This is a genomic window from Acidobacteriota bacterium, assembly GCA_016184105.1.
GTDB lineage: Bacteria > Acidobacteriota > Vicinamibacteria > Vicinamibacterales > 2-12-FULL-66-21 > JACPDI01.
In genome coordinates this window covers 16,708-37,794 of sequence record JACPDI010000014.1, presented here as the reverse complement: position 1 = coordinate 37,794, position 21,087 = coordinate 16,708, and the positions used below count along the sequence as shown (strand labels likewise).

At 69.5% G+C, this 21,087-nt stretch carries 16 protein-coding genes; 11 read left to right on the top strand and 5 right to left on the bottom strand.

The genetic code is table 11. The features are described 5' to 3' along the window. Positions 1 to 163: 163 nt before the first annotated feature. The 6 genes from HYU53_06025 to HYU53_06000 all read left to right on the top strand — a co-directional run bounded on the left by HYU53_06025 (position 164) and on the right by HYU53_06000 (position 8,624). Positions 164 to 2,335 (top strand): carbohydrate binding family 9 domain-containing protein, encoded by a 2,172-nt coding sequence (locus HYU53_06025; protein ID MBI2220749.1) that lies wholly within the window; start codon positions 164 to 166, stop codon positions 2,333 to 2,335. An 8-nt stretch (positions 2,336 to 2,343) separates the two neighbouring features. Next, complete coding sequence (locus HYU53_06020) at positions 2,344 to 4,509, top strand: carbohydrate binding family 9 domain-containing protein (protein ID MBI2220748.1); 2,166 nt, start codon at positions 2,344 to 2,346, stop codon at positions 4,507 to 4,509. A 22-nt stretch (positions 4,510 to 4,531) separates the two neighbouring features. Further along, entirely contained in the window at positions 4,532 to 4,759 is a 228-nt protein-coding gene (locus HYU53_06015; protein ID MBI2220747.1) for a 2Fe-2S iron-sulfur cluster binding domain-containing protein, read from the top strand. After that, the gene (locus HYU53_06010) at positions 4,648 to 5,763 is read left to right on the top strand and encodes a molybdopterin-dependent oxidoreductase (GenBank protein ID MBI2220746.1); all 1,116 of its coding nucleotides are present in this window, start codon (positions 4,648 to 4,650) and stop codon (positions 5,761 to 5,763) included. Before HYU53_06015 ends, HYU53_06010 begins: the two co-directional genes overlap by 112 nt. A gap of 64 nt (positions 5,764 to 5,827) precedes the next feature. Continuing rightward, positions 5,828 to 6,196, top strand: coding sequence for a metal-sensitive transcriptional regulator (locus HYU53_06005; protein ID MBI2220745.1), 369 nt, complete (start codon positions 5,828 to 5,830; stop codon positions 6,194 to 6,196). Between the two features lie 4 nt (positions 6,197 to 6,200). Further along, positions 6,201 to 8,624 (top strand): heavy metal translocating P-type ATPase, encoded by a 2,424-nt coding sequence (locus tag HYU53_06000; GenBank protein ID MBI2220744.1) that lies wholly within the window; start codon positions 6,201 to 6,203, stop codon positions 8,622 to 8,624. A 7-nt stretch (positions 8,625 to 8,631) separates the two neighbouring features. On the opposite strand, the gene HYU53_05995 is transcribed toward HYU53_06000, so the two are convergent. After that, positions 8,632 to 9,249 (bottom strand): response regulator transcription factor, encoded by a 618-nt coding sequence (locus tag HYU53_05995; protein ID MBI2220743.1) that lies wholly within the window; start codon positions 9,247 to 9,249, stop codon positions 8,632 to 8,634. After that, positions 9,246 to 9,959, bottom strand: coding sequence for a sensor histidine kinase (locus tag HYU53_05990; GenBank protein MBI2220742.1), 714 nt, complete (start codon positions 9,957 to 9,959; stop codon positions 9,246 to 9,248). Before HYU53_05990 ends, HYU53_05995 begins: the two co-directional genes overlap by 4 nt. A gap of 44 nt (positions 9,960 to 10,003) precedes the next feature. Between HYU53_05990 and HYU53_05985 the strand changes: the two genes are divergently transcribed. The 3 genes from HYU53_05985 to HYU53_05975 all read left to right on the top strand — a co-directional run bounded on the left by HYU53_05985 (position 10,004) and on the right by HYU53_05975 (position 13,660). Then, positions 10,004 to 11,416, top strand: coding sequence for a sigma-54-dependent Fis family transcriptional regulator (locus HYU53_05985; GenBank protein ID MBI2220741.1), 1,413 nt, complete (start codon positions 10,004 to 10,006; stop codon positions 11,414 to 11,416). 48 nt (positions 11,417 to 11,464) lie between these two features. Beyond that, positions 11,465 to 13,000 carry an MFS transporter gene (locus tag HYU53_05980; GenBank protein ID MBI2220740.1) on the top strand — a complete coding sequence of 512 codons (1,536 nt, stop codon included), beginning with the start codon at positions 11,465 to 11,467 and terminating at the stop codon, positions 12,998 to 13,000. 75 nt (positions 13,001 to 13,075) lie between these two features. After that, positions 13,076 to 13,660 (top strand): hypothetical protein, encoded by a 585-nt coding sequence (locus HYU53_05975; protein MBI2220739.1) that lies wholly within the window; start codon positions 13,076 to 13,078, stop codon positions 13,658 to 13,660. 38 nt (positions 13,661 to 13,698) lie between these two features. On the opposite strand, the gene HYU53_05970 is transcribed toward HYU53_05975, so the two are convergent. Both HYU53_05970 and HYU53_05965 read right to left on the bottom strand, forming a co-directional pair. Then, a complete protein-coding gene (locus tag HYU53_05970; GenBank protein ID MBI2220738.1) occupies positions 13,699 to 14,280 on the bottom strand; it encodes an NAD(P)H-dependent oxidoreductase in 582 nt (193 codons plus the stop codon). A 9-nt stretch (positions 14,281 to 14,289) separates the two neighbouring features. Further along, positions 14,290 to 15,888 (bottom strand): trehalose-6-phosphate synthase, encoded by a 1,599-nt coding sequence (locus HYU53_05965; GenBank protein ID MBI2220737.1) that lies wholly within the window; start codon positions 15,886 to 15,888, stop codon positions 14,290 to 14,292. Between the two features lie 125 nt (positions 15,889 to 16,013). On the opposite strand from HYU53_05965, the gene HYU53_05960 reads away from it, so the two are divergent. Beyond that, positions 16,014 to 17,378, top strand: a complete 1,365-nt coding sequence (locus HYU53_05960; protein MBI2220736.1) for a hypothetical protein — start codon at positions 16,014 to 16,016, stop codon at positions 17,376 to 17,378. After that, positions 17,359 to 18,000, top strand: coding sequence for a response regulator transcription factor (locus HYU53_05955; GenBank protein ID MBI2220735.1), 642 nt, complete (start codon positions 17,359 to 17,361; stop codon positions 17,998 to 18,000). The genes HYU53_05960 and HYU53_05955 overlap by 20 nt, the downstream gene beginning before the upstream one ends. On the opposite strand, the gene HYU53_05950 is transcribed toward HYU53_05955, so the two are convergent. Beyond that, the gene (locus tag HYU53_05950) at positions 17,990 to 21,001 is read right to left on the bottom strand and encodes a S8 family serine peptidase (GenBank protein MBI2220734.1); all 3,012 of its coding nucleotides are present in this window, start codon (positions 20,999 to 21,001) and stop codon (positions 17,990 to 17,992) included. The two genes, HYU53_05955 and HYU53_05950, sit on opposite strands and share 11 nt — an antisense overlap. Positions 21,002 to 21,087 lie beyond the last annotated feature (86 nt).

Below are 21,087 nucleotides of genomic sequence, written 5' to 3'. Positions count from 1 at the left end.
AACGCACGAACGCCCGACCGCGGCGTTCGAGGGGGAGGCGTTCAGGAACGGCCTGGCGCTGCGCGCCGAGGTCGAGGGCACGTGGGGCGGCACGCCGCCGGAGCCGGAGCGCTACTACGACCCCAAGTACCTGAAGAAGGCGCTCGCGCTGGTGGAAAAGTAGGTGCTTCTTGCCTCGTTGCTGACCGCGTCGGTGCTGGCCGCGACTGCTGCCGACCCTCCGCGTGCGCCCGCGGACATCGAAGCGATTCGCGCGTCGAAGCGGGCAACGGCCGTCAGGATCGAACAGCCGATTGTCATCGACGGCCTGCTCGACGAGGCCGCCTGGCAGCTCGCCGAGCCCGCCACCGATTTCTACCAGCAGCAGCCGACCGAGTTCGAGCTGTCGACGCGCCGCGAGGAGGTGCGCTTCCTCTACACCGACTCGACGCTGTACGTCGGCGCGATGCTCTACGACCCCGCACCGGAGCGGGTGATCATCAACGATCTGAAGCGGGACTTCAACGGGCGCGACAGCGACATGTTCGGCGTCGTGCTCGATACGTTCCTCGACCGGCGCAATGCGTTCGGCTTTCTCACCAATCCCGGCGGCGCGCAGCGCGAGACACAGTCGTACGACAACGGCCGGCGCGCCGACGCCAACTGGCACGGGATCTGGTTCGTCCGCACGGCCATCCGCCCGAACGGCTGGACCGCGGAAATCGCGATTCCGTTCAAGACGCTGCGCTTTCCCGAGCGGCCCGAGCAGGAGTGGGGCCTGAACCTCGTGCGCGTCGCCAGGCGGGACAACGAAACCACGACCTGGTCTCCGGTGCCGCGGCAGTTTTCGCACTACAACGTGGCGTATGCCGGCGTGCTGAAGGGCATCGCCGGCGTGCGGCGCGGCCGCCATGTTCAGGCGAAGCCGTTCGCGACCGGATCGGTGGGACGCGGCGAGCCGGAAGGGGGCGGCTGGACGGGAGACGGCGACGGCGGGTTGGACGCAAAGTGGGGCATCACCTCATCGCTCGTGCTCGACGGGACGTTCCGGACGGATTTCTCCCAGGTGGAGGCCGACGAGCAGCAGATCAACCTGACGCGGTTCAGCCTGTTCTTCCCCGAGAAGCGCGAGTTCTTCTTGGAGAGCCCGGGGAGCTTCCAGATTGGGATCGTGGAACCGGAAAACCAGGAGCCGCGGCGCGATCTGCTGCCGTTCTTCAGCCGCCGCATCGGGTTGAGAGGCGGCCGGCCGGTTCCCGTCATCGGCGGCCTCAGGCTGACGGGTCGTGCGGGTCGAAACGGCGTCGGGATTCTCACCGTGCAGACGCGCGAGTTCGAGGATGTGCCGGGCGACAACTTCAGCGCCGTACGCCTCACGCGCGACCTGTCGGCGTCGGTCACCGCGGGGGTGTTCTACTTCGGCCGTGAGGCGAGCGGCGCCGCGGCATTCAATCGCGTCGCCGGCGCGGACCTCCGCTACCGGCCCGTTCGAACGCTCGAGATGGAAGCGTTCGCGATGCGCAGCAGCACCGTTGAGGCGGAGAGCGACTGGGCGGGGCGCGCCGGCCTGCGGCTGGATCACCGCGCGCATCGGGCGCGCGCCACGCTCGTCCACGTTGGCGACGCCTTCCGCCACGACCTCGGTTTCGTGCGGCGGCCGGCCAGCGGCACCTTCTTCGGCGAGTACACGCGGGTGCTCCGCCCCGCGCGCACCGACACCGCCATACGCGAGTACACCATCGGCGCCGACGCCGAGATCACCGCCGACGATCGGTACCGTGACGTGCTGACGAGGGTCGGCGGCGTGAGCTTCGGGATTGTGTTCGCCGATGGTGGTGACTTCAAGGCGGGCGTGACGACCACGCGGGAGCGGATTCTGGAAGGCTTTCCGCTGGGCGCCTCCGGCCTGACCGTCGCGGCAGGGGAGTACGCCTTCGAGCACGCCAGCGTGAGCTACCAGTCGAACAAGAGCGCCGCGCTGTCGGGAAACATCCACGCCCAAATCGGCGAATTCTGGGACGGCCGCCAGCGCACGGCGACGGGCGGGCTCCGCGTGCGCGTCAACCAGCATTTCTCGGCAAGCGTCACCATCGGCCGCAACTCGATCAGCCTGCCCCAGGGCGCGTTCGACCCGACCCTGCTCGGTCTGCGTCTCGACTACTCGTTCACGCCGCGAATGTTCCTCAACGCCTTCGTGCAGTACAACGGCGACCTCGACGCGTGGCTCTCGAACGTGCGGCTCAACCTCATTCACCGGCCGCTCAGCGACATCTACGTCGTGTGGAACGAGGTCCGGCTGGCAGGCGCGACGCGCCGCGCGCTGCAGTTCAAGTACACGCACCTCGTGGCGTTCTGAACCCGCGCATGCGAAGAGCCGCATTGCTCTCGTTCGTGCTCGTCGGCGGACCAGCCGTGCTCGCGCAGGTGCCGGGCCCGGATCCGGCGGGCCCGCCGGCGAGCGCCGCACGCGCCGTCGAACAGGGGCCGACCCTCGATGGGCGCCTGGACGACGCGGCGTGGATGGGCGCCGCGGCGATGGCCGACTTCCGGCAGAAGGAGCCGGTCGAGGGCCGGAGCGCCACCGAGGCCACGCGCGTGCGCGTCGTCTACGACAGGACACACGTGTACATCGCGGCGGAGCTGTCGGATCGGGAGCCGCATCTCATTCGCGCGGCGGAGCTGCGGCGCGACAACCCGCTCGAGAGCGACGACAGCTTCGCGGTGCTGCTCGACACGTACCACGATCACCGCAACGCGTTCGTCTTCCGCACCAACGCACGCGGCACCCGGTTCGACGGCATCATCCGAAACGAGGCGACGGCGGTGGATGCCACCTGGGACGAGGACTGGCGCGCGGTCGCGGCGCTCGGAGAGACGGGATGGACGGTGGAGATCGCGATCCCCTTCAAGACGCTGCGGTTCACCGGCGCGAGAGAGCAGACCTGGGGGATTAACTTCGAGCGCGTGATCAAGAGGAAGAACGAGATCGCATACTGGGCGGCGTGGAACCGCAACTTCGCGTTCACGCACGTCTCCCAGGCCGGTCACCTCACGGGGCTGCGGGAGATCCGCCAGGCGGAACGGTTGCGGGTCCGGCCGTACGTGCTGGCGGGCGCCGAACGACTTGACGCCGTGTCGCCCTCGCGCCCCGCGAGCCTGCTCCGCGAGATCGGGCTCGACGACGTGAAGTTCGCCGTGACGACGAACCTGACTGCCGATCTCACCGTGAACCCGGACTTCGCGCAGGCGGAGGTGGACGAGCAAAGGGTCAACCTCACGCGTTTCAGCCTGTCGTTTCCCGAGCGCCGGCAGTTCTTCATCGAAGGGGCGGACTTGCTGCGCATGGGAGTCGGGCTGCTGCCGTTCGTGTCGCGCCCGCTCGAGATCGTCTACACCCGTTCGATTGGCCTTTCACCCGGCGGCGAGCCGATCCCGATCGTCGCCGGGGGAAAACTCACGGGGAAGGCCGGCGGGTTCGACGTGGGCGTGTTGAACGTGCAGGCCGATCGCACCGCCGGGCGCGACGGCGAGAACTTCGGCGTCGCCAGGATCCGCAAGGAGCTGCTCGGCCGATCCTACATCGGGGCGATCGCCACCAGCCGCCAGGGCGCCGGCGACCGCAACCGCGTCGCCGGCATCGACGCGCGGTTCGTCTTCTGGAATCATCTCAACGTCGCCGCGCTCGCCGCCGCCGCGACCGACGCCGGCGTGGAGGGCACGCGCTGGGCCAGGCAGGCCGGCGCGGAATGGCGCTCCGACCTGATCGAGGCCGGCGTCAACTATCTCGACATCGACGACGACTTTCGCGCGGGCGTGGGGTTCATCCGCCGCGACGACCGGATGCTGGGCGCGCGATTGTCGGTGAAGCCCCGCCCCGGAGGACGCCTGGTGCGGCAGTACGATGTGACCCCGTCGGCGGTGTACTTCCACGAGCAGGACGGGCGGCTCCTGTCGAGCGAGAGCAACGTGATGTTCGGCGTTCTCTTCCAGACCGGAGACAAGCTCGCCGGGAAGGTGGAGAACCAGGTGGAACATCTGCCGGACCCGTTCGAGATTCACGAGGGCATCGTCCTGCCGCCGGGGCGCTACAGCTGGAACCTGGCCGAGATCAGCATCGAGACGTACAACGGGCGGAAGGTGAGCGGCAGGGCGGAAGCCAACGTCGGCCAGTTCTATGACGGCACGCACGGATCGTACGAGCTCGCGTTCGCGTACCGGCCCGGAAAGAACTTCTCCCTGGAGTCCAGCTACGAGCTGAACGACATCGATCTTGTCGAGGGGGCCTTCACGACGCACCTGCTCGGGCTCAGCTCGAACGTGTCGTTCACCACCACGCTCCTCGCGTCGGCGAACGTCCAGTTCAACAGCGCCGGCAGCCTGGCCGTGCTGCAGCTCCGGCTCAACCGCATCTTCAGGACGATTGACAACTTCTACCTCGTCTACAACGAAACGCGGCGGACGGCCGGCGCCTTCGGGGGAAGATCCAATCGATCGCTGGTTGCGAAGATGACGTACTCGCTGCACCACTGACGCGGTCCCCTGAAGGAAGGCTATGCCCCAATACACACTTCGCATCAACGGGCGGGCGCACCAGGTCGAAGGGGCGCCCGGCGACAATCTGCTGACGATTCTCCGGTCGGAACTCGGGCTGACCGGAAGCAAGTACGGCTGCGGCGAGGGACAGTGCGGCGCGTGCACGGTGCTCGTCGGCGGGGCGGCGGCGCGATCGTGCGTGACCAGCCGCACGCGGCGGTGGCCGAGTGGAAAGACGGGAAGGTGACCGTCTGGGCCGGGACCCAGCGTCCCTTCGACGTGCGCGCCGAGGTGGCGGACGCCTTCAGGCTGTCCGAGGACCGCGTGCGCGTCATCGTGCCGGACGTGGGCTCCGCCTACGGCGGCAAGCATCGCGGCGAGCACGCGATCGAATCGGCGCGGCTGGCAAAAGCGGCGGGCCGTCCGGTGAAGGTGGTGTGGACCCGCGACGAGGAGTTCATGTGGGGCTACTTCCGTCCCGCGGGCGTCATCGATATCGTCGCGGGCGTGGACGCGGCGGGCGCGGTCGTGTTGTGGGCGTTCGACGACTACAACTCCGGCGCGGCCGGCATCCGGACGCCCTACGCCGTCCCGAATCAGCGCATCGAGTACCGCGCGGCGGATTCGCCCCTGCGCCAGGGGTCGTACCGCGCGCTCGCGGCGAACGCGAACAACTACGCCCGCGAGATGCACATGGATCAAATCGCGCGCGAGCTTGGCGTGGACGCGGTGGAGTTCAGGCTCACACACCTGCAGGACGCGCGGCTGCGCCGCGTGCTGGCCGCGGCCGCGGAGAAGGCGGGATGGCCGCGCCCCTCGCACCCGGGACGCGCGCTGGGGATCGCGTGCGGCACCGAGAAGGGGAGCGTCGTGGCCACGGCGGCGGAGTTATCCAGGACCGCCGATGGCTTCAGGGCCGAGCGGATCGTGACCGCGTTCGAGTGCGGCGCGATCGTCAACCCCGACGGTCTGCGAAACCAGGCGGAAGGGTGCGTCGTGCAGGCGCTCGGCGGTGCGCTGTTCGAGCAGATCGAGTTCTCGGGCGGGCAGATCCTCAACGGGACGATGGGGCAATACCGCGTGCCGCGGTTCAAGGATGTGCCCGCGATGGAGTTCGTGTTCCTCGATCGGCGCGACCTGCCGCCGGCCGGCGCGGGGGAGACGCCGATGATTGCCGTGGCGCCCGCGATCGGCAGCGCCGCACGGCAGTTCGGCACGGTGGCGACCGCGCTCCCGGTCCGCCTCTCGTGACATCGCGCGCGCTCCTGTTGACATAGGGATAGGGGGTATATGTATAATGTCTCCGGAGGCCCCCATGCCCAGGAAGACCGCGTCACCGGCGGACGCCCCCAACCAGGCGGCCGCATGCGGCTGCGGCGCGCACGGCGACGGCCGCAAAGCCCTCTCGGTCGATCCGGAAATCAAGGCGTCGAACCTGACCCGCCTGCGCCGCATCGAGGGGCAGGTCCGCGGCCTCCAGAAGATGGTGGCCGAAGACCGCTACTGCGCCGACATCCTCACGCAGATCTCGTCGGTGCACGAGGCGCTGCGCGGCGTCGGCCGCGGGCTGCTGCGCAACCACCTCCGCCACTGCGTGACCGGCACCCTGAAGCGTGATGCGCCCGGCGCGTCCGAGGCGATGTACGACGAGCTCGTCACGCTGTTCGATCGACAGCGAGGCTAACGAGATGGCGAACGAAGACAGGCAGAGCGATCCGGTCGAAGTTCTCGATCCGGTGTGCGGAATGATGATCGAGCCGGCCGGCGCCGCGGCGACCTGCGACTACAAGGGGCAGACGTATTACTTCTGCATGACGGATTGCGCCGACAAGTTCAAGGCGGATCCCGGCACGTACCTGCAGCCGAGGCCCGCGGACGCGCCGCCCGCGCCCGACGGCACGATCTACACCTGCCCGATGGACCCCGAGGTGCGGCAGCCGCATCCCGGCGCGTGCCCCAAGTGCGGCATGGCGCTCGAGCCCGATCTGAGCACCGTGATCGGGCGGGTCGAGTGGACGTGCCCGATGCACCCGGAGATCGTGCGCAGCGAACCTGGCTCGTGCCCGATCTGCGGCATGGCGCTCGAGCCGCGCACGGTCGGCCTCGAGGACGCGCCGAATCCGGAGCTGGTGGACATGACGCGCCGCTTCCGCGTCGCGGTGCTGCTCGGCCTGCCCGTCTTCGTGCTCGCCATGGCCGACATGCTCGGCTGGCGGCTCGCACCCTTCATCGACATGCGGGTGACCAACTGGGTGGGCCTGGCCTGCTCCATCCCGGTGGTGTTCTGGGCGGGCTGGCCGTTCTTCGAGCGCGCGTGGGCCTCCGTCGTGAACCGGCACGCGAACATGTTCACGCTGATCGCGCTCGGCGTGGGCGCGGCGTTCTTCTTCAGCGCCGCGGCGACACTCGCGCCCGGCGTGTTCCCCGAGAGCTTCCGCCACCACGGCGTCGTCGAAACCTATTTCGACTCGGCGGTCGTGATCACCGCGCTCGTGCTGCTCGGCCAGGTGCTGGAGCTGCGCGCGCGCAGCCGCACGAACTCGGCGATCCGCCAGCTGCTCGGGCTGGCGCCCAAGACGGCACGCGTTCTGCGCGACGGGACGGAGACGGATGTGCCGCTCGAGCGCGTGCAGGTCGGCGATCTCCTCCGCGTCCGCCCCGGAGAAAAAGTGCCGGTGGACGGCGTTGTCATCGAGGGGCGCACGGCGGTGGACGAATCGATGGTCACGGGAGAGCCGCTGCCGGTGGAGAAGGAGCCGGGCAGCCGCGTGACCGGCGCGACCATCAACGGGACGGGCAGCGTGATCATGCGGGCGGAACGCGTCGGCAGCGGAACGCTCCTCGCGCAGATCGTGCGGATGGTGAGCGAAGCGCAGCGGACGCGCGCGCCAATCCAGCGGCTTGCCGACACGGTCGCCGCGTGGTTCGTGCCGGCCGTCGTCGCCGCCGCCGCCGGCGCGTTCGTCGTGTGGGCGGCCGTCGGCCCCGATCCCCGGCTCGCGCACGCGCTCGTCAACGCGGTGGCCGTGCTCATCATCGCGTGCCCGTGCGCGCTGGGGCTCGCCACGCCGATGGCGATCATGGTGGGCACGGGGCGCGGCGCCGCCGCCGGCGTCCTCATTCGCAACGCCGAAGCGCTCGAGCACCTCGCGCGCGTGGATACGCTCGTCGTCGACAAGACCGGCACTCTCACCGAGGGCAAGCCGAAGGTCTCGCGTGTCATCGCCTCGCCCGGCTTCGAGCGGAAGGACGTGCTGCGCCTCGCGGCCGGCCTCGAGCAGGGAAGCGAGCACCCGCTGGCCGCGGCGATCACGGCGGCCGCGCGCGAGAGCGGAGCGGCGTTCGCCGAGGCGAAGGAGTTCGAGTCGGCGACCGGCGGCGGCGTGTCAGGGATCGTCGAGGGCCGCCGGGTCGTGCTCGGCAATGCCGCGTACCTGCGACGCCACGGAGTCGACCCCGATTCCCTCGCCGGGGAAGCCGAGTCGCTGCGCCGCGACGGCGCAACCGTCGTGTTGGCGGCGATCGACGGGCGGCTCGCCGGCGGGATCGCCGTGGCGGATCCCGTTCGCGAGACGACGCCGGAGGCACTGCGGCTGTTGCGCGAGGAGGGGGTCAACCTCGTCATGCTCACGGGCGACAACCGGACGACCGCGCAGGCGGTCGCCTCGCGCCTGGGCATTGCCGACGTGCGGGCCGAGGTGCTCCCTCCCGACAAGCGCGACGTGGTCAAGCAGCTGCAGCAGCAGGGGCGCCGCGTCGCGATGGCCGGCGATGGCATCAACGACGCCCCCGCGCTCGCGGAAGCCTTCGTCGGGATCGCGATGGGGACGGGGACCGATGTGGCGATGGAGAGCGCCGGCGTCACGCTCGTCAAGGGGGACCTGCGCGGCATCGTGCGCGCCCGCCGCCTGAGTCGCGCCACGTTGCGCAACATCAGGCAGAACCTCTTTCTCGCGTTCATCTACAACTCGGTCGGCGTGCCGGTGGCCGCCGGGCTGCTCTATCCGTTCTTCGGTCTGCTGATCTCGCCGATCTGGGCGAGCGCCGCCATGACGTTCAGTTCGGTGTCGGTGATCGGCAACGCGCTCAGGCTGAGAGGCGTGCGGCTGTAGGCACGCGTCAATCCACCAAGTTGTTGTCGAGCCCGTAGCGAATCAGGTCCGCGTTGGTTTTCAGCCCCATCTTCCGCATGATGCGGACGCGGTACGTGCTGATGCTCTTGATGCTGAGCGAAAGGTCGGTCGCGATCTGCGACACGGACTTGCCCGCCGCCAGCATGCGCATCACCTGGTATTCCCGGTCCGACAGCCGGTCGTGCTGCGGGGTCCCGCCGGGCTCCTGCGGAGTGCCGGGGCCCAGGTACCGCTGGCCGGCGCGCACCTTCTCGATGGCCTTCGCCAGCTCTCCCGGCGGGCTGTCCTTCGTCAGGTAGCCCGATGCGCCCGCGCTCAGGACGCGCCGCGCGAACTGCGCCGCCGGGTGCATGCTCAGCACGAGCACGGGCAGCGCGGGGCGCTCGCGGCGCAGGTCTTTCAGCAGGTCGAGCCCGCTCCTGCCCGGCATCGTGATGTCGAGCACGACGATGTCACAGCGTCCGGCGCGGAGGCGGGCGATCGCTTCCTCGGCGGTGCCGGCTTCGTCGACCGTGATGCCGGTGCCCGCCAGTTCCTGCTTGAGGCCGGCGCGCACGACGGGGTGATCGTCCACGAGCAGCACGTGGGTGGATCCGCCGGTCATGTCGTCTGCTGCAGGGGGATCCTCAGCACGATCGTCGTGCCGCGCCCGCGGGCGCCGGTGATTCGAAGGGAGCCTCCAAGAAGGCGCGCACGTTCCTGCATGCTGAGCAGCCCCGTCGAGCCCGGGTCCGACGCGGCACGCGCGCTGATGCCGCGGCCGTTGTCGCGAATTTCGAGCACCATCTCGCGGCTCGTCTCGCGCAGGGCGACGCGGACGGCACCCGCCCCGGCGTGGCGCGCGACGTTGGTGAGCGCCTCCTGCGCGATCCGGAACGCCGCCGTGGCGCGGTCCGTCGCCAGCTCCCGGCGAAGGCGGCCCGACACCCGGCAGCGGATTCCCGTCCGCCGCTCGAACATCGCGCCCTCCCACTGCACGGCCTCGGCGAGGCCGAAATGATCGAGGACCGGCGGGCGCAGCTCGCTCGCAATCTGCTGGACGGTCTTGATGGAGACCTCGACCAGGCCCGCCATCGCCTGCAGCTTGTTGGCGACATCCACCGTGGGCTGGCCGGGCGTGCGCGCCAGTTCCGCGGTCAGCCAGGAGATATCGAATTTGAGCCCGGTCAGCAACTGGCCGAGCTCATCGTGCAGCTCGCGCGCGATGCGCGAGCGCTCCGCCTCCCGCGCCGCCTCGGTTTCCGCGGCGAGCTGGCGCAGCGCGTCGTGGAGCTGCTGCGCCTCGGCGAGCTGTCGGGCCCCGGTTCCTGCCATGAGGAGGAAATCCCGCAGAGAGTATACGATATGCAACATTCCCGATGGCCCAGCCGGCAGACGCTTCCAGGCCCGTTCTCCTCGTCGTGGACGACGACCCGCAGGTGCTTGCGGTCATCAGCCGCTTTGGCGCGGGCGAAGGGTTCGAGGTCGTACTGTGCCAGGGGGGCACGGAGGCGCTCGAGCAGGTGCGCGCGCGCCGCGCCGACCTCGTCCTCGTGGATTTGCGCATGCCGGATGTCGGCGGCCTCGACGTCATCAGCCGCGTGCGTGACGTGGACCCGCACTGCCACATCATCCTGATGTCGGGCCACGCCACGATCGACACCGCCGTGGAGGCGGTCAAGCGCGGTGCGATCGACTGCCTGGCCAAGCCGCTCGATTTCGACCGCCTGCGCCAGGCGTTCGACGCGGCGAGAGAAGAGGCCGAGCGCCGCCGGGGGCTGCTCGCGGTCGAAGGGGATGTCGCGCGGCAGCTGGAATTCTGCGGGATGATCGGCCGCGCGCCCGCCATGCAGGATCTGTTCGCGCTCATACGCCGGCTGGCGCCGCACGTCCGGACGGCGCTCGTGAGCGGCGAGACGGGCACCGGCAAGGAACTGGTCGCGCGCGCGCTGCACGACGTCGGGCCCCGCCGCGACCGGCGCTTCGTCGCGATCAACTGCTCGGCCGTGGTCGAGAGCCTGTTCGAATCGGAGTTGTTCGGTCACGTCCGCGGCGCGTTCACGGGCGCGGCCGACACGAAGGCCGGGCTGTTCGAGGCGGCCAACGGCGGCACCTTGTTCCTCGACGAGGTGGGCGAGCTGCCGCCGGCGGTCCAGGCCAAGCTGCTGCGCGTCATTGAAACGGGCGAAGTGCAGCGTGTCGGCTCCCTGGAGCCGCGCCGCGTGGACGTCCGCATCGTCGCGGCCACCAATCGCAACCTGGCGGCGGAAGTGTCTGCGGGGCGCTTCCGCAGCGACTTGTATTACCGGCTGAACGTGATCCCGATCGCGTTGCCGGCGCTCCGCGAGCGCCGCGAGGACATCCCGTACCTGACCGCCGCGTTCGTCCGCGAGTTCGACGAAAAGTTCGGCAAACGCGTGACCGGGCTGACGCCGGCCGCCGAGCAGCTGCTGGTCTCCGCTCACTGGCCGGGCAACGTCCGCGAGCTGCGCAACGTGCTCGAGCGTGCGTGCATGCTCGCCGAGGGGGATTTCATCAGCGAGCGCGAGTTGTCCGGAAGCCTCTGGAATGCCGCGCCGGGATCGCTCGGCGGGGGAGCCCCCGCCGTCCAGCGGCCCGATGTCGACCGCGAGCGGATCGTGGCCGCGCTCGATCAGGCCGGCGGCAACAAGGCAGTGGCCGCGCGGCTCGTCGGGCTCAGCCGGCGCGCCTTCTACCGGCGGCTCGAGCAGTTTGGCCTCGCCGATCGCATCAGCCGCGAGGAGCGGACGGATGCAGAGGAAGAGGCCTGACGATCGCGCGTCGTGTGACCTGCCGGTCAACCGTGACATCATGTCCTGATGTCGGCGCCCGCCCCTGACGAGTCATCCCCGTCCGTACCTCTCTCCCCGCTCCGCCGCCAGATTGTCACCGGCGGACTGCTGCTCGGAATGGCGCTCGGCGCCCTGGAAGCCACGGTGGTGGCGACCGCGATGCCGACGGTGATCGCGCGGCTCGGCGGTCTCGCGCATTACAGCTGGGTGTTCAGCGCGTACATGCTCACGTCCACCGCGTCGGTGCCGGTCTGGGGGCGCCTCTCGGACCTTCGCGGCCGGCGGGCTCTGTACTTGATCGGGCTCTGGATCTTCCTGATCGGATCCGCGCTGGCGGGCGCGGCGCAGTCGATGCTGCAGCTCGTCGTCTTTCGCGCGGTCCAGGGGCTCGGCGCCGGCTGCATCGTCCCCGTGTCGGTGACGATTGTCGGCGAGATCTACACGCTGCGCGAACGCGCGCGGATGCAGGCGGTGTTCAGCGGGATGTGGGGCGTTGCATCGATCCTCGGGCCGCTCGCCGGCGGCTACATCACCGATGCGATCTCGTGGCGGTGGATCTTTCTCATCAACGTGCCGCTCGCGCTGGTCGCCGCGATCGTCGTCGGACGGACGCTGCCGGGCGGCGCCCCGGCGCAGCATGCGCACGTGGACTGGCGCGGGGCGGCGCTCCTGACCGGCAGCGTCGCCGCGCTGCTCGTCGGGCTGTCGGATGTGGTCGGCGTACGGTGGCCGTGGTTCGTGGTGTCGGCCGCGTGCGTCGCGGGCCTCATTACGGCGTACCGCCGCACGGCGCACCCCATCCTGCCGCTGGCTCTCCTGTCGCACCGTCTCATCGCGCTGTCGAACATCATCGTGTTTCTGATCGGTGTCGCGATGTTCGGCGCCGTGGCCTTCGTGCCGCTGTTCGTCCAGGGCACGATGGGACTGACCGCGACAGAGGCGGGGCAGATCCTGACGCCGCTGTTCCTCGGATGGGTTTCGACGTCCGTTATTGGCGTGCGGTTGATGCTGCGCATCGGCTATCGCATCACCACACAGATCGGTGCGGCGCTCGTGGCGATCGCGTTCGTCTTTCTCGGGCTCATTGGCGCCGAGCCGCGCTGGGGGACGCTCATCAGCATCATGGCGCTCATCGGGTGCGGCATGGGCTTCTCGATGCTGTCGCTGCTGCTGCACGTGCAGCGATCGGTTTCGCGCGCCGAGCTTGGGCTCGCGACCTCGCTGAACCAGTTCGCGCGGAGCATCGGGGGCGCCATCGGGGTGACGATCATGGGCGCCATTCTCGCGGCGGGGATGGCGACGAACGGCGGGCTTGGCGCGTCGGAGGGCGCGGGCGCCTCGGCCGTTTCCCTCGATCCCGCGTCGCGTGCTGCGCTGGGCGCCGCGCTCCGCCGCGTGTTCGCCACCGGCGCGGTGATCAGCGCCGCCGGATTCCTGGTGGCGCTGGCGCTTCCGGCGGAGGAGGGCGCCGGCCGCGTGCGCGCCGGCGCGGGCGAGCAGATGCTCGCCGCAGAGATGACGACGCTCGAACCCGAGGACGAACCGGTGGCGCTGAAGGAGTGATGCGGCAGAGGTTCGTGAGGTCCGGTGCTTGCAGGAGAGGTCGGCAACGTGAATCACTCAGCAGGAGGCAAGCCAATGAAAGTGACGTTGTCGAGCGCCGTGACCCTTGCCGCTGTGGCGATCTTGGGTACGGCCGTGTTCGCGCAGACGACAGGGGCCGGGCAGACACCCGCGCAGCCCCAGAGCCAGGCCGCGACCTCGGCTCCACGGCAGGAGTCCGAAATTACCGTGGTCGGGTGCGTGGTGCGCGAGGCCGACTATCGCAGGACGCACGATCAGGGTCGCGGTGGCGCCATGGGAACGGGCGTCGGCGTCGGGAACGAGTTCGTGCTTGCGAACGCCAGGAAGGCATCGGCCGGCACACCTGAAACCCCGGCTGAAACGCCGACCGGCACTTCCGGCGCCGCGTCGACCGCAGGTCTGGCGTACGAGCTGACCGGAGCGAACGAGGGCCAGGTCGAGCAGTTCGTCGGCCGCCGCGTGGAGATCACCGGCACGCTGAAGGCGGGTGAGCGCGGCGCGACCGGGCCGACCGGCGGCCCGACGGCCGGCACGCCGCCGAGCGGCATCGATGTGACGAGCAAGGACTTGAAACTGAAGGAGCTCGAGGTGACCAGCGTCCGCGAGACCACCGGCACCTGCCCGTCGGTCCAGAACTAACCTGGCATCATGCCCGCGGACGGTTTCCCGTCCGCGGGTCACCTCTGCGTCTTCTGCGCGTTCCGCGGTGAATACAGCGCGCCGGCGAACGCGAGAAACGCCGCCGTCAGGTCGCTCAGCCTTTTCACCAGCTTTTCATCGGTGATCTGCCCGGACGCGTCGAGTTTCTGGTCGGCCTGCGCGAGCGAGAACATGTCCGGGTACAGGTGCGCCCCCAGCGCCTCGAGCGGCACGCGCAGCGCCCACAGGCTGCGCTGGGCGCCGATCGTCGACGGCGACGCGCCGAGCAGCAGGCCCGGCTTGCCCTTCCACACGATGGGCCGCTCGCGCGACGACCAGTCGATGAGATTCTTCAGGGATCCAGGCACAGAAAAATTGTATTCGGGCGTGGAGATGGCGAACGCGCCGGCGGCCTTGACGCGTTCGTTGAATTGCCGCACCCGGGGCGGGAGCCCCGACGTGGCCTCGAGGTCGCCGTCATAGATCGGCGACTCGAACTCGCGGAAGTCGGCGTGATCGACCTCGGCGCCGAGCGCGGCGAAGCGTGCGGCGGCGAGCGCGGCGAGCTTCCTGTTATAGGAGCCGGCGCGCAGCGCCGCCCCGAAGACGAGAATCCGCATGCCATGATTCTATCCCGCGGACATGCGGGCCTGGGTTGCACCCAGATGCCGGTCATCCTGGCGCAGCCGGATCACGTCGGCCAGGATACGTGCGCCCCAGCGATGCGCGCTGAACTCTGCGACGTTTTCGCGCATCTGCCGCATCCGCTCGCGCTGGCTCTGTTCCGGCATGCCCAGCGCTCCCGCCAGCGCGCGCGCTGACTCGTCCAGGTCGTAGGGATTGACCAATACGGCCCCTGGAAGATCCCGCGCGGCTCCCGCGAACTCGCTCATGACGAGCACGCCGCGCAGATCGTCGCGCGCCCTCGCGAACTCCTTGCTCACCAGGTTCATCCCGTCGTGCAGGCTGTTGACGTAACAGACATCCGCCGCGCGGAAGTACCGGTCGATCTCGTCCGCGCCGTGATTCCCTTCGAGCAGCAGGATCGGGCGGTAGTCCCCCTCGCCGAAGCGGCGATTGATCCGGTCGGCCGTCGCTCTCACGCGCGACCGCAGATCGCGATAGACGGGAAGGGCACCGCGTGTCGGCTGCGCGAGCTGCACGAACGCGAACCGGCCGGCGATGTCGGGAAAGCACTCGAAGAGCCGCTCGACGGCGAGGAACTTCTCCTCGATTCCCTTCGTGTAGTCCAGGCGATCGACGCCGACCCCGAGTCGGATGTGCGCGGGCAGCGCCAGCGCGCGCCGGACGGCCGCGCGGCACGCCCAGACGGGCAGCGTCCGGCGCTCGCGTTCGGGATCCCATTCGACCGACGCGGCGTACTCGCGAACGCGCACGCGGTGCCGCTGGTACGTCACGATGCCCTGCTCGCGATCCACGTGCACTTCGCCCCACCGCGCCACCGTCTCGAGGAAATTGTGACAGTCGGCGGCGGTCTGGAATCCGATGATGTCGGAGCCGAGCAGCCCTTCGAGAAGGTGATCGCGCCAGGGACATACCTGGAACGTCCGCCAGTCCACCCACGGGATGTGCCAGAAGGTCACGATCGTGCTCCGGGGCAGGCGCTCGCGAAGCATCACGGGGACGAGGGCGAAATGGTAATCCTGGACGAGCACCACCGGCGCGCCGGTCGTGCCGGCGTGGGTCGGCGACGCGACGTTCGTCGCTTCTTCACACACCGCATCGGCAAACCGCGCGTTCACGGACCAGTACGCGGACAGATCGTCGGATCGGAACACCGGTTTCACGTGCGCGCGATGAAACAGGGGCCACAGCGCCTCGTTCGCGCATCCCGCGTAGTAGCCCTGTTGTTCCTCCGGTGTCAGCCACACCCGGCGCAGCCGGTACTCCGGCGCGCCGGAGGGCACGGGTAGCCCGTCGCGCTCGAGCGGCACCAGGCGATCCGCCGATCCGCCAGCCGCGGCAACCCAGACGCCGGACGTCGCGCGAATGAGCGGCTCCACCGCGTTGACGACACCGGACCCCCCACGCACGGCGAGAGGCGCGTCACTCCCATTGAACTCGTGACAGACAGGCTCTCGATTCGAGAGCACGATGATCCGTTCGTCGAACTCCAGCGAGCGGAACCAGCGGGTGAATGACTCGCGCGTCCAGGCCACGTGGTCGGCCGCAAGGGGCAGCATGTCGGCAAACGCCAGACTGGGCATGCACGCGAGTTAACACCGCGGCACCCGGCCGTTGGAATCGGGTTGATCGGGGAGAAAGCCCCTCCCCCCTTTCCGGGATGGCGGCGCGGGCCGCCGCGCGTTACGCTTGTGAGGTCGTGTTCAGGATGCGGACCTGGCCGGTCGCCGCGTTGGGCCTCGGTGCCCTGTTGCTGCTCGTCGCCCTGTCGGTGACCACCGCCTCCAGACGCGCGCAGGACATCCAGGCCCAGCTCGACCGGTTGAACGCTCACCACTCCGAGGTGGACGCCAAGCTCAGGCGTCTGCGCTCCGACGTTCACCTGTCCGGCATCTTCATTCGCGACTATCTGCTCGACACCGACAACGAACGCGCCCCCGAGTACCGGCAGCAACTGGCGGCCTTCAGGCGAACGACCACGACGACGCTGGACGAGCTGGGCGCGATCGCGCGGAAGGATGGACGCGACGACGAGCGGATCGCGAGCCTGGCGGAGAAGCTCGACGATTACTGGACCGCGTTCGAGCCGCTGTTCGACTGGACGCTCGTCCAGAAGATTCTGCGCAGCGCGCGCTTCCTCCGGACCGAGGTGCTGCCGCGCCGCGAGGCGGTGCTGGGGATCGCGCGGGAAATCGAAGAGCTGAACAATGCGAACCTGGCCGCACAGCGTGCCGAGGTGCGGCGCCGTCAGGTGGCGTTTCGCGACGACCTGCACGCGCTGCTCTGGCAGAGCGTACTGTTCGGCCTGGTCGTGGCGCTCGTCGTCACCGTTCGGCTCAAGGTGCTCGAGGCGCGATCGGAACAGCAGCGGGCCGTGACCGAGGAGGCGGAGCGGCAGATGCGCTCGCTCTCACAGCAGCTGGTGGCCACGCAGGAGGAGGAGCGCAAGAACCTCTCGCGTGAGCTTCACGATCACGTGGGGCAGATGCTCACGGCGCTCCGGTTGGAGCTCGGCCGGCTCGAGCGGGTCGGCACGCAGGACGGCAGCCGCGTATCGGCGGCGGTGGCCGAATGCCGGCATCTCATCGACGAGATCTTCCACACGGTGCGCGACCTCTCCATGGGCCTCCGGCCGAGCATGCTCGACGACTTCGGGCTCACGCCGGCGCTCGAGTGGCACGCCAGGGATTTCAGCACGCGTTCCGGCATCCCGGTGGATCTGAGCGTGGACGGCGCGCTCGAGATGCTGCCGGACCGCCACCGGACATGCGTCTACCGTGTCGTGCAGGAGGCGCTGACCAACTGCGCCCGGCATGCCAGGGCGCATCGCATCGCCGTCGGCGTCAGCGCGCGCGACGGCGGGCTCGACCTGTTCGTTCGCGACGACGGGGTGGGCTTCGAGCCGGGCCGGCGGCCGGACGGTCTCGGCCTGCGCGGGATGGAGGAGCGGGTGCGCGAGCTCCACGGGACCATGGCGATCAGCACGGAGCCCGGCGGCGGGACTTCAATCCTCATTCACATACCGGTCGAGGGGCTCGTGGAGGCGGCACCAGTTGCGCATCCTGCTGGTTGACGACCACGCGATCGTGCGGCGCGGCCTCAAGAGCCTGCTCGAGACCGAGCCAGGCGTGCAGGTGGCGGGTGAAGCGGCAGACGGGCTGGAGGCGTTCCGGCTCTGCGAGGAGCTGCGGCCGGACCTCGTGGTCGCCGACATCGCGATGCCGACCATGAACGGCATCGAGCTGACCGCGCGGCTGCAGAAGCTCGAGCAGCCTCCGCGCGTCGTCATCCTGAGCATGCATACCGACGAGTCCTACATCCTGCGCGCGCTGGCGGCCGGCGCGCGCGCGTACCTGCTGAAGAACGCCACCGACGAGGACCTCATCCCGGCGGTGCGGTCGGTCTCGTCCGGCAAGACGTTCTTCAGCCCCACGGTGACCAATGTCCTCGTCGAGGACTACATGCGCCAGCTCCAGTCACGCGGGTTGACCGACACGTACCACCTGCTGACCGACCGCGAGAAGGAGGTCCTTCAGCTCCTCGCTGAAGGACGTTCCAACAAGGAGGTGGCATCACTCCTCGAGCTCGGCGTCTCCACGATTGAAACGCACCGCGCGAATCTCATGCAGAAGCTGAATCTGCACAACACGGCGGAGATCGTGCTGTACGCGGTCCGCAAGCGCATCATTGTGTGACCGTGATCACCGGGCTTCGTGCGGTGATCGTGTAGCTGTTGTCCAGGTACAGGCGAAATTCGTAGGAGCCCGGCGTGGTCGGCATCGGCGCCGTCCACGTGCGCGTCGTGACGCCGCCGCCGACGTACGTGTATCGCAGGTAGCTCTGCGCAGAAGAACCCGCCGCCGAGAGCGAGAGCCAGTCCCAGCTTCCGCCGTACCCGTCGTGCAACGTGACGGTCACGTTCGTGCCTGGCGCGACGCTCGTCGCGCTCACGGTGAGCGTCGGCGTCGTTGTGGGAGCCTGCACCGTCACCGGGGGGCTGGTCGCGGCTCGCGTGTACCCGTTGTTCAGAAAGAGCCGAAATTCGTACGTGCCGGGCGTGGACGGCGCCGTGACGGTCCACGTGCGCGTCGTCACGCCGGCGCCAACGTAGGTGTATCTCAAGTAGCTCCCGTTGGGCGCGGTCGTTGCGGCAAACGCGAGCCAGTCCGTGCCGCCCCCGTATCCGTCCGTCAGCGTCACCGTGATTGGGGCGCCTGCCGGCACCGTTGTCGCGTTGACTGACAGCGCGGGCGACCCGCCGGGCGGCGGTGTTGTCGACGCTGATGACACCGTGACCGCCGGGCTCGTGGCCGCCAGGGTGTATCCCCCGTTCAGAAACAGGCGGAACTCGTACGTTCCTGGCGAGGCAATGGCCACCGTCCAGGTGCGGGTGGTGATGCCGGTGCCCACGTACACGTACTGGACGTAGCTGTTGTTCGGCGCGCCACTGGCCGCAAGCGCGAGCCAATCCGTGACACCCCCGAAGCCGTTCGTGAGCGTCACCGTGACGCTCGCGCCGGCCGTGACGCTCGCCGAGCCGACCGTCAGCGCCGGCGGCGGCTGAATCGCGAAGATCAACGATGAGGACTCCCCACCGCCGGGGGCCGGTGTTGCAACCGAGACCATCGCGGTGCCGGGCGCCGCGATGTCGGCGGCGCCAATCGTCGCCCGAAGCTGCGTGGCGCTCACGAACGTGGTCGGGCGATTCGAGCCGTTCCACCGCACCACCGAGGCGCTCACGAACGTGTCGCCGCCCACCGTCAGCGTGAACGGCGCGCCTCCAACCGCGGCTGCGGCCGGAGAGAGCGATTGAATCGATGGCGTCGGATTCACCGTCGGATCAACCGTGATTGCCGGACTCGTCGCCGCCCGCGCGTCGTTTACGTACAGCCGGAATTCGTACGCGCCGGCCGTGGAGGGCATCGCGACCGTCCACGTGCGATCCGTGACGCCGCTGCCCACATACGTCCACTGCAGGTAGCCCGTATCAGGCGCGCCGGCCGGGAAGAGCCCGAGCCAATCCCACCAGCTGCCATACCCGTTCGTGAGCGTCGCGGTCACGGACGTTTGCGGCGCCACCAGCGACTGCGTGATCGCCAGTGACGGGGGCGGATCGGTGAACGTCAGCGGGCCAGACGTGCCTCCGCCCGGTTCCGGCGTGACGACCGTGATCTGGGCCGTACCGGCCGCCGGAAGATCGGATGCCGGAATCGACGCGACGACGCGGGTCGTGCTCGTCGCGGTCGTGGGACGCGGCGACCCATTCCAGTGGACGACCGAGAACGCGTTGAACCCCGAGCCCGCCACGGCGAGCGCGAGTCCCGCGCCGGCGCGTGCCCTCGACGGGCTCAGCGAGATCGCCTGCGGCGGCGGGTTCGTGATCGGCACGAGGGCCGCGAGCGCCTGGAAGATCCTGATCCTCGGGGTCGTGGCGGTTCCAAACAGCCGCGTATCCGTGACGGGGAGACCGGTGGACCGGAACGCGTTGCGGAGCGCGACGACGTCGATGTGCGGTGCGGCCTGGCGGGCGAGCGCGAACGCCCCCGCCACGTGGGGTGCGGCCATCGACGTCCCGCTCAACGCCTGGCATCCGCCGCCTGGCACCGAGGAGACGATCGCTTCGCCTGGTGCGAGCAGCGTCAAGTACTGCGAGACATTCGAGAAGTACGCGACCGCATCCGTCTTGGTGGTCGCTCCCACGCTGATCGCCGAGGACACGCACGCTGGCGTGGAGATCGCGTTCGTCGCTCCGCTGTTGCCCGATGCGACCACCGTCGCCACGCCGATCGACCGGAGGTTGTCGATGGCGGGCTTGTAGGGCTGGCCATCGCACGGCGCGGTGAACGTGCTGCCGCCAAGGCTCATGTTCACCGCCGCGACGTTGTGCGAGAGCGCAAGGCTCTGAACGTGCTCGAGCCCGGCCAGGATATCCGATGTGTACGCGGCCGCGCACGGCGCCGGGCCGCCGCACGTGGTGGCCGACACGATGCGTGAGAACACCTGCACCGCGACGAGCGACGCGCCGCTCGCGATGCCGCTGAAGGACTGTCCCGCGCCCGCGCCGTTGCCCGCCGCAATTCCGGCGACGTGCGTGCCGTGCAGGCACTCCGGGAGTTCGCAGGGCGCCCCCGTGCCGGCTCCCGTTTCCTCGTCGCCGCCGCCGGGGCAGAACGACTCGCTCTCTCCCCGCACCGTGCTCGAGAAGCACGCCTCGGCGACAACCTTTCCGGCGAGCAGCGGGTGCGAGCCGTCCACGCCGGTGTCGAGCACGGCGATCGCCGTTCCGCTGCCGTCGTAACCGGACGCCCACACCTGGTCTGCCTGCACGATGCCCGCGCTGTCGGCGAGCGCCGGGCGGACGAGCGCATCCTCCATGACGCGCAGGACGCTGCCCGTCATTGTTTCGAGGGCGTTCAACGCGACCGGCGTGGCATCGAGCGCGAGATAGGGGATCGTGCGGTACAGGCGGTGCACCCGGCGTGCGTGCTCCGGCATGCCGGCGAGGACGTCCGCCGCGCGGGTGCCGGCACCGAGTTCCACGATGACGCGGGCCGACCCGTCTCGCGCGGCGCGGTCACGCAGGTGCTGGGGAATATGCGGGGATTGCGCCGATGCGGCGGCGCCCGCGAGCAGCAGGAAGAGGGGGACCAGCCCGAAACGAACGCCCCGGAGCGCGCGGACGCAGCTCGACTGCATATCGTCCTTCCTGCCAGTACGGCCGTGGGCCCGCGGGGAAAGGCATTATAGTCGTGATCCCCGGAGCGGATACAATTGCCGCGCAG

Excerpts from the sequence above, each read along its gene's own strand:
- HYU53_05980 (MBI2220740.1), top strand. The coding sequence starts at position 11,465 with ATGTCGGCGCCCGCCCCTGACGAGTCATCCCCGTCCGTACCTCTCTCC.
- HYU53_05995 (MBI2220743.1), bottom strand. The coding sequence starts at position 9,249 with ATGACCGGCGGATCCACCCACGTGCTGCTCGTGGACGATCACCCCGTC.
- HYU53_05950 (MBI2220734.1), bottom strand. The coding sequence starts at position 21,001 with ATGCAGTCGAGCTGCGTCCGCGCGCTCCGGGGCGTTCGTTTCGGGCTG.
- HYU53_05990 (MBI2220742.1), bottom strand. The coding sequence starts at position 9,959 with ATGGCAGGAACCGGGGCCCGACAGCTCGCCGAGGCGCAGCAGCTCCAC.
- HYU53_06020 (MBI2220748.1), top strand. The coding sequence starts at position 2,344 with ATGCGAAGAGCCGCATTGCTCTCGTTCGTGCTCGTCGGCGGACCAGCC.
- HYU53_05970 (MBI2220738.1), bottom strand. The coding sequence starts at position 14,280 with ATGCGGATTCTCGTCTTCGGGGCGGCGCTGCGCGCCGGCTCCTATAAC.
- HYU53_05975 (MBI2220739.1), top strand. The coding sequence starts at position 13,076 with ATGAAAGTGACGTTGTCGAGCGCCGTGACCCTTGCCGCTGTGGCGATC.
- HYU53_05960 (MBI2220736.1), top strand. The coding sequence starts at position 16,014 with ATGCGGACCTGGCCGGTCGCCGCGTTGGGCCTCGGTGCCCTGTTGCTG.
- HYU53_06005 (MBI2220745.1), top strand. The coding sequence starts at position 5,828 with ATGCCCAGGAAGACCGCGTCACCGGCGGACGCCCCCAACCAGGCGGCC.
- HYU53_06015 (MBI2220747.1), top strand. The coding sequence starts at position 4,532 with ATGCCCCAATACACACTTCGCATCAACGGGCGGGCGCACCAGGTCGAA.
- HYU53_05985 (MBI2220741.1), top strand. The coding sequence starts at position 10,004 with ATGGCCCAGCCGGCAGACGCTTCCAGGCCCGTTCTCCTCGTCGTGGAC.
- HYU53_05965 (MBI2220737.1), bottom strand. The coding sequence starts at position 15,888 with ATGCCCAGTCTGGCGTTTGCCGACATGCTGCCCCTTGCGGCCGACCAC.
- HYU53_06000 (MBI2220744.1), top strand. The coding sequence starts at position 6,201 with ATGGCGAACGAAGACAGGCAGAGCGATCCGGTCGAAGTTCTCGATCCG.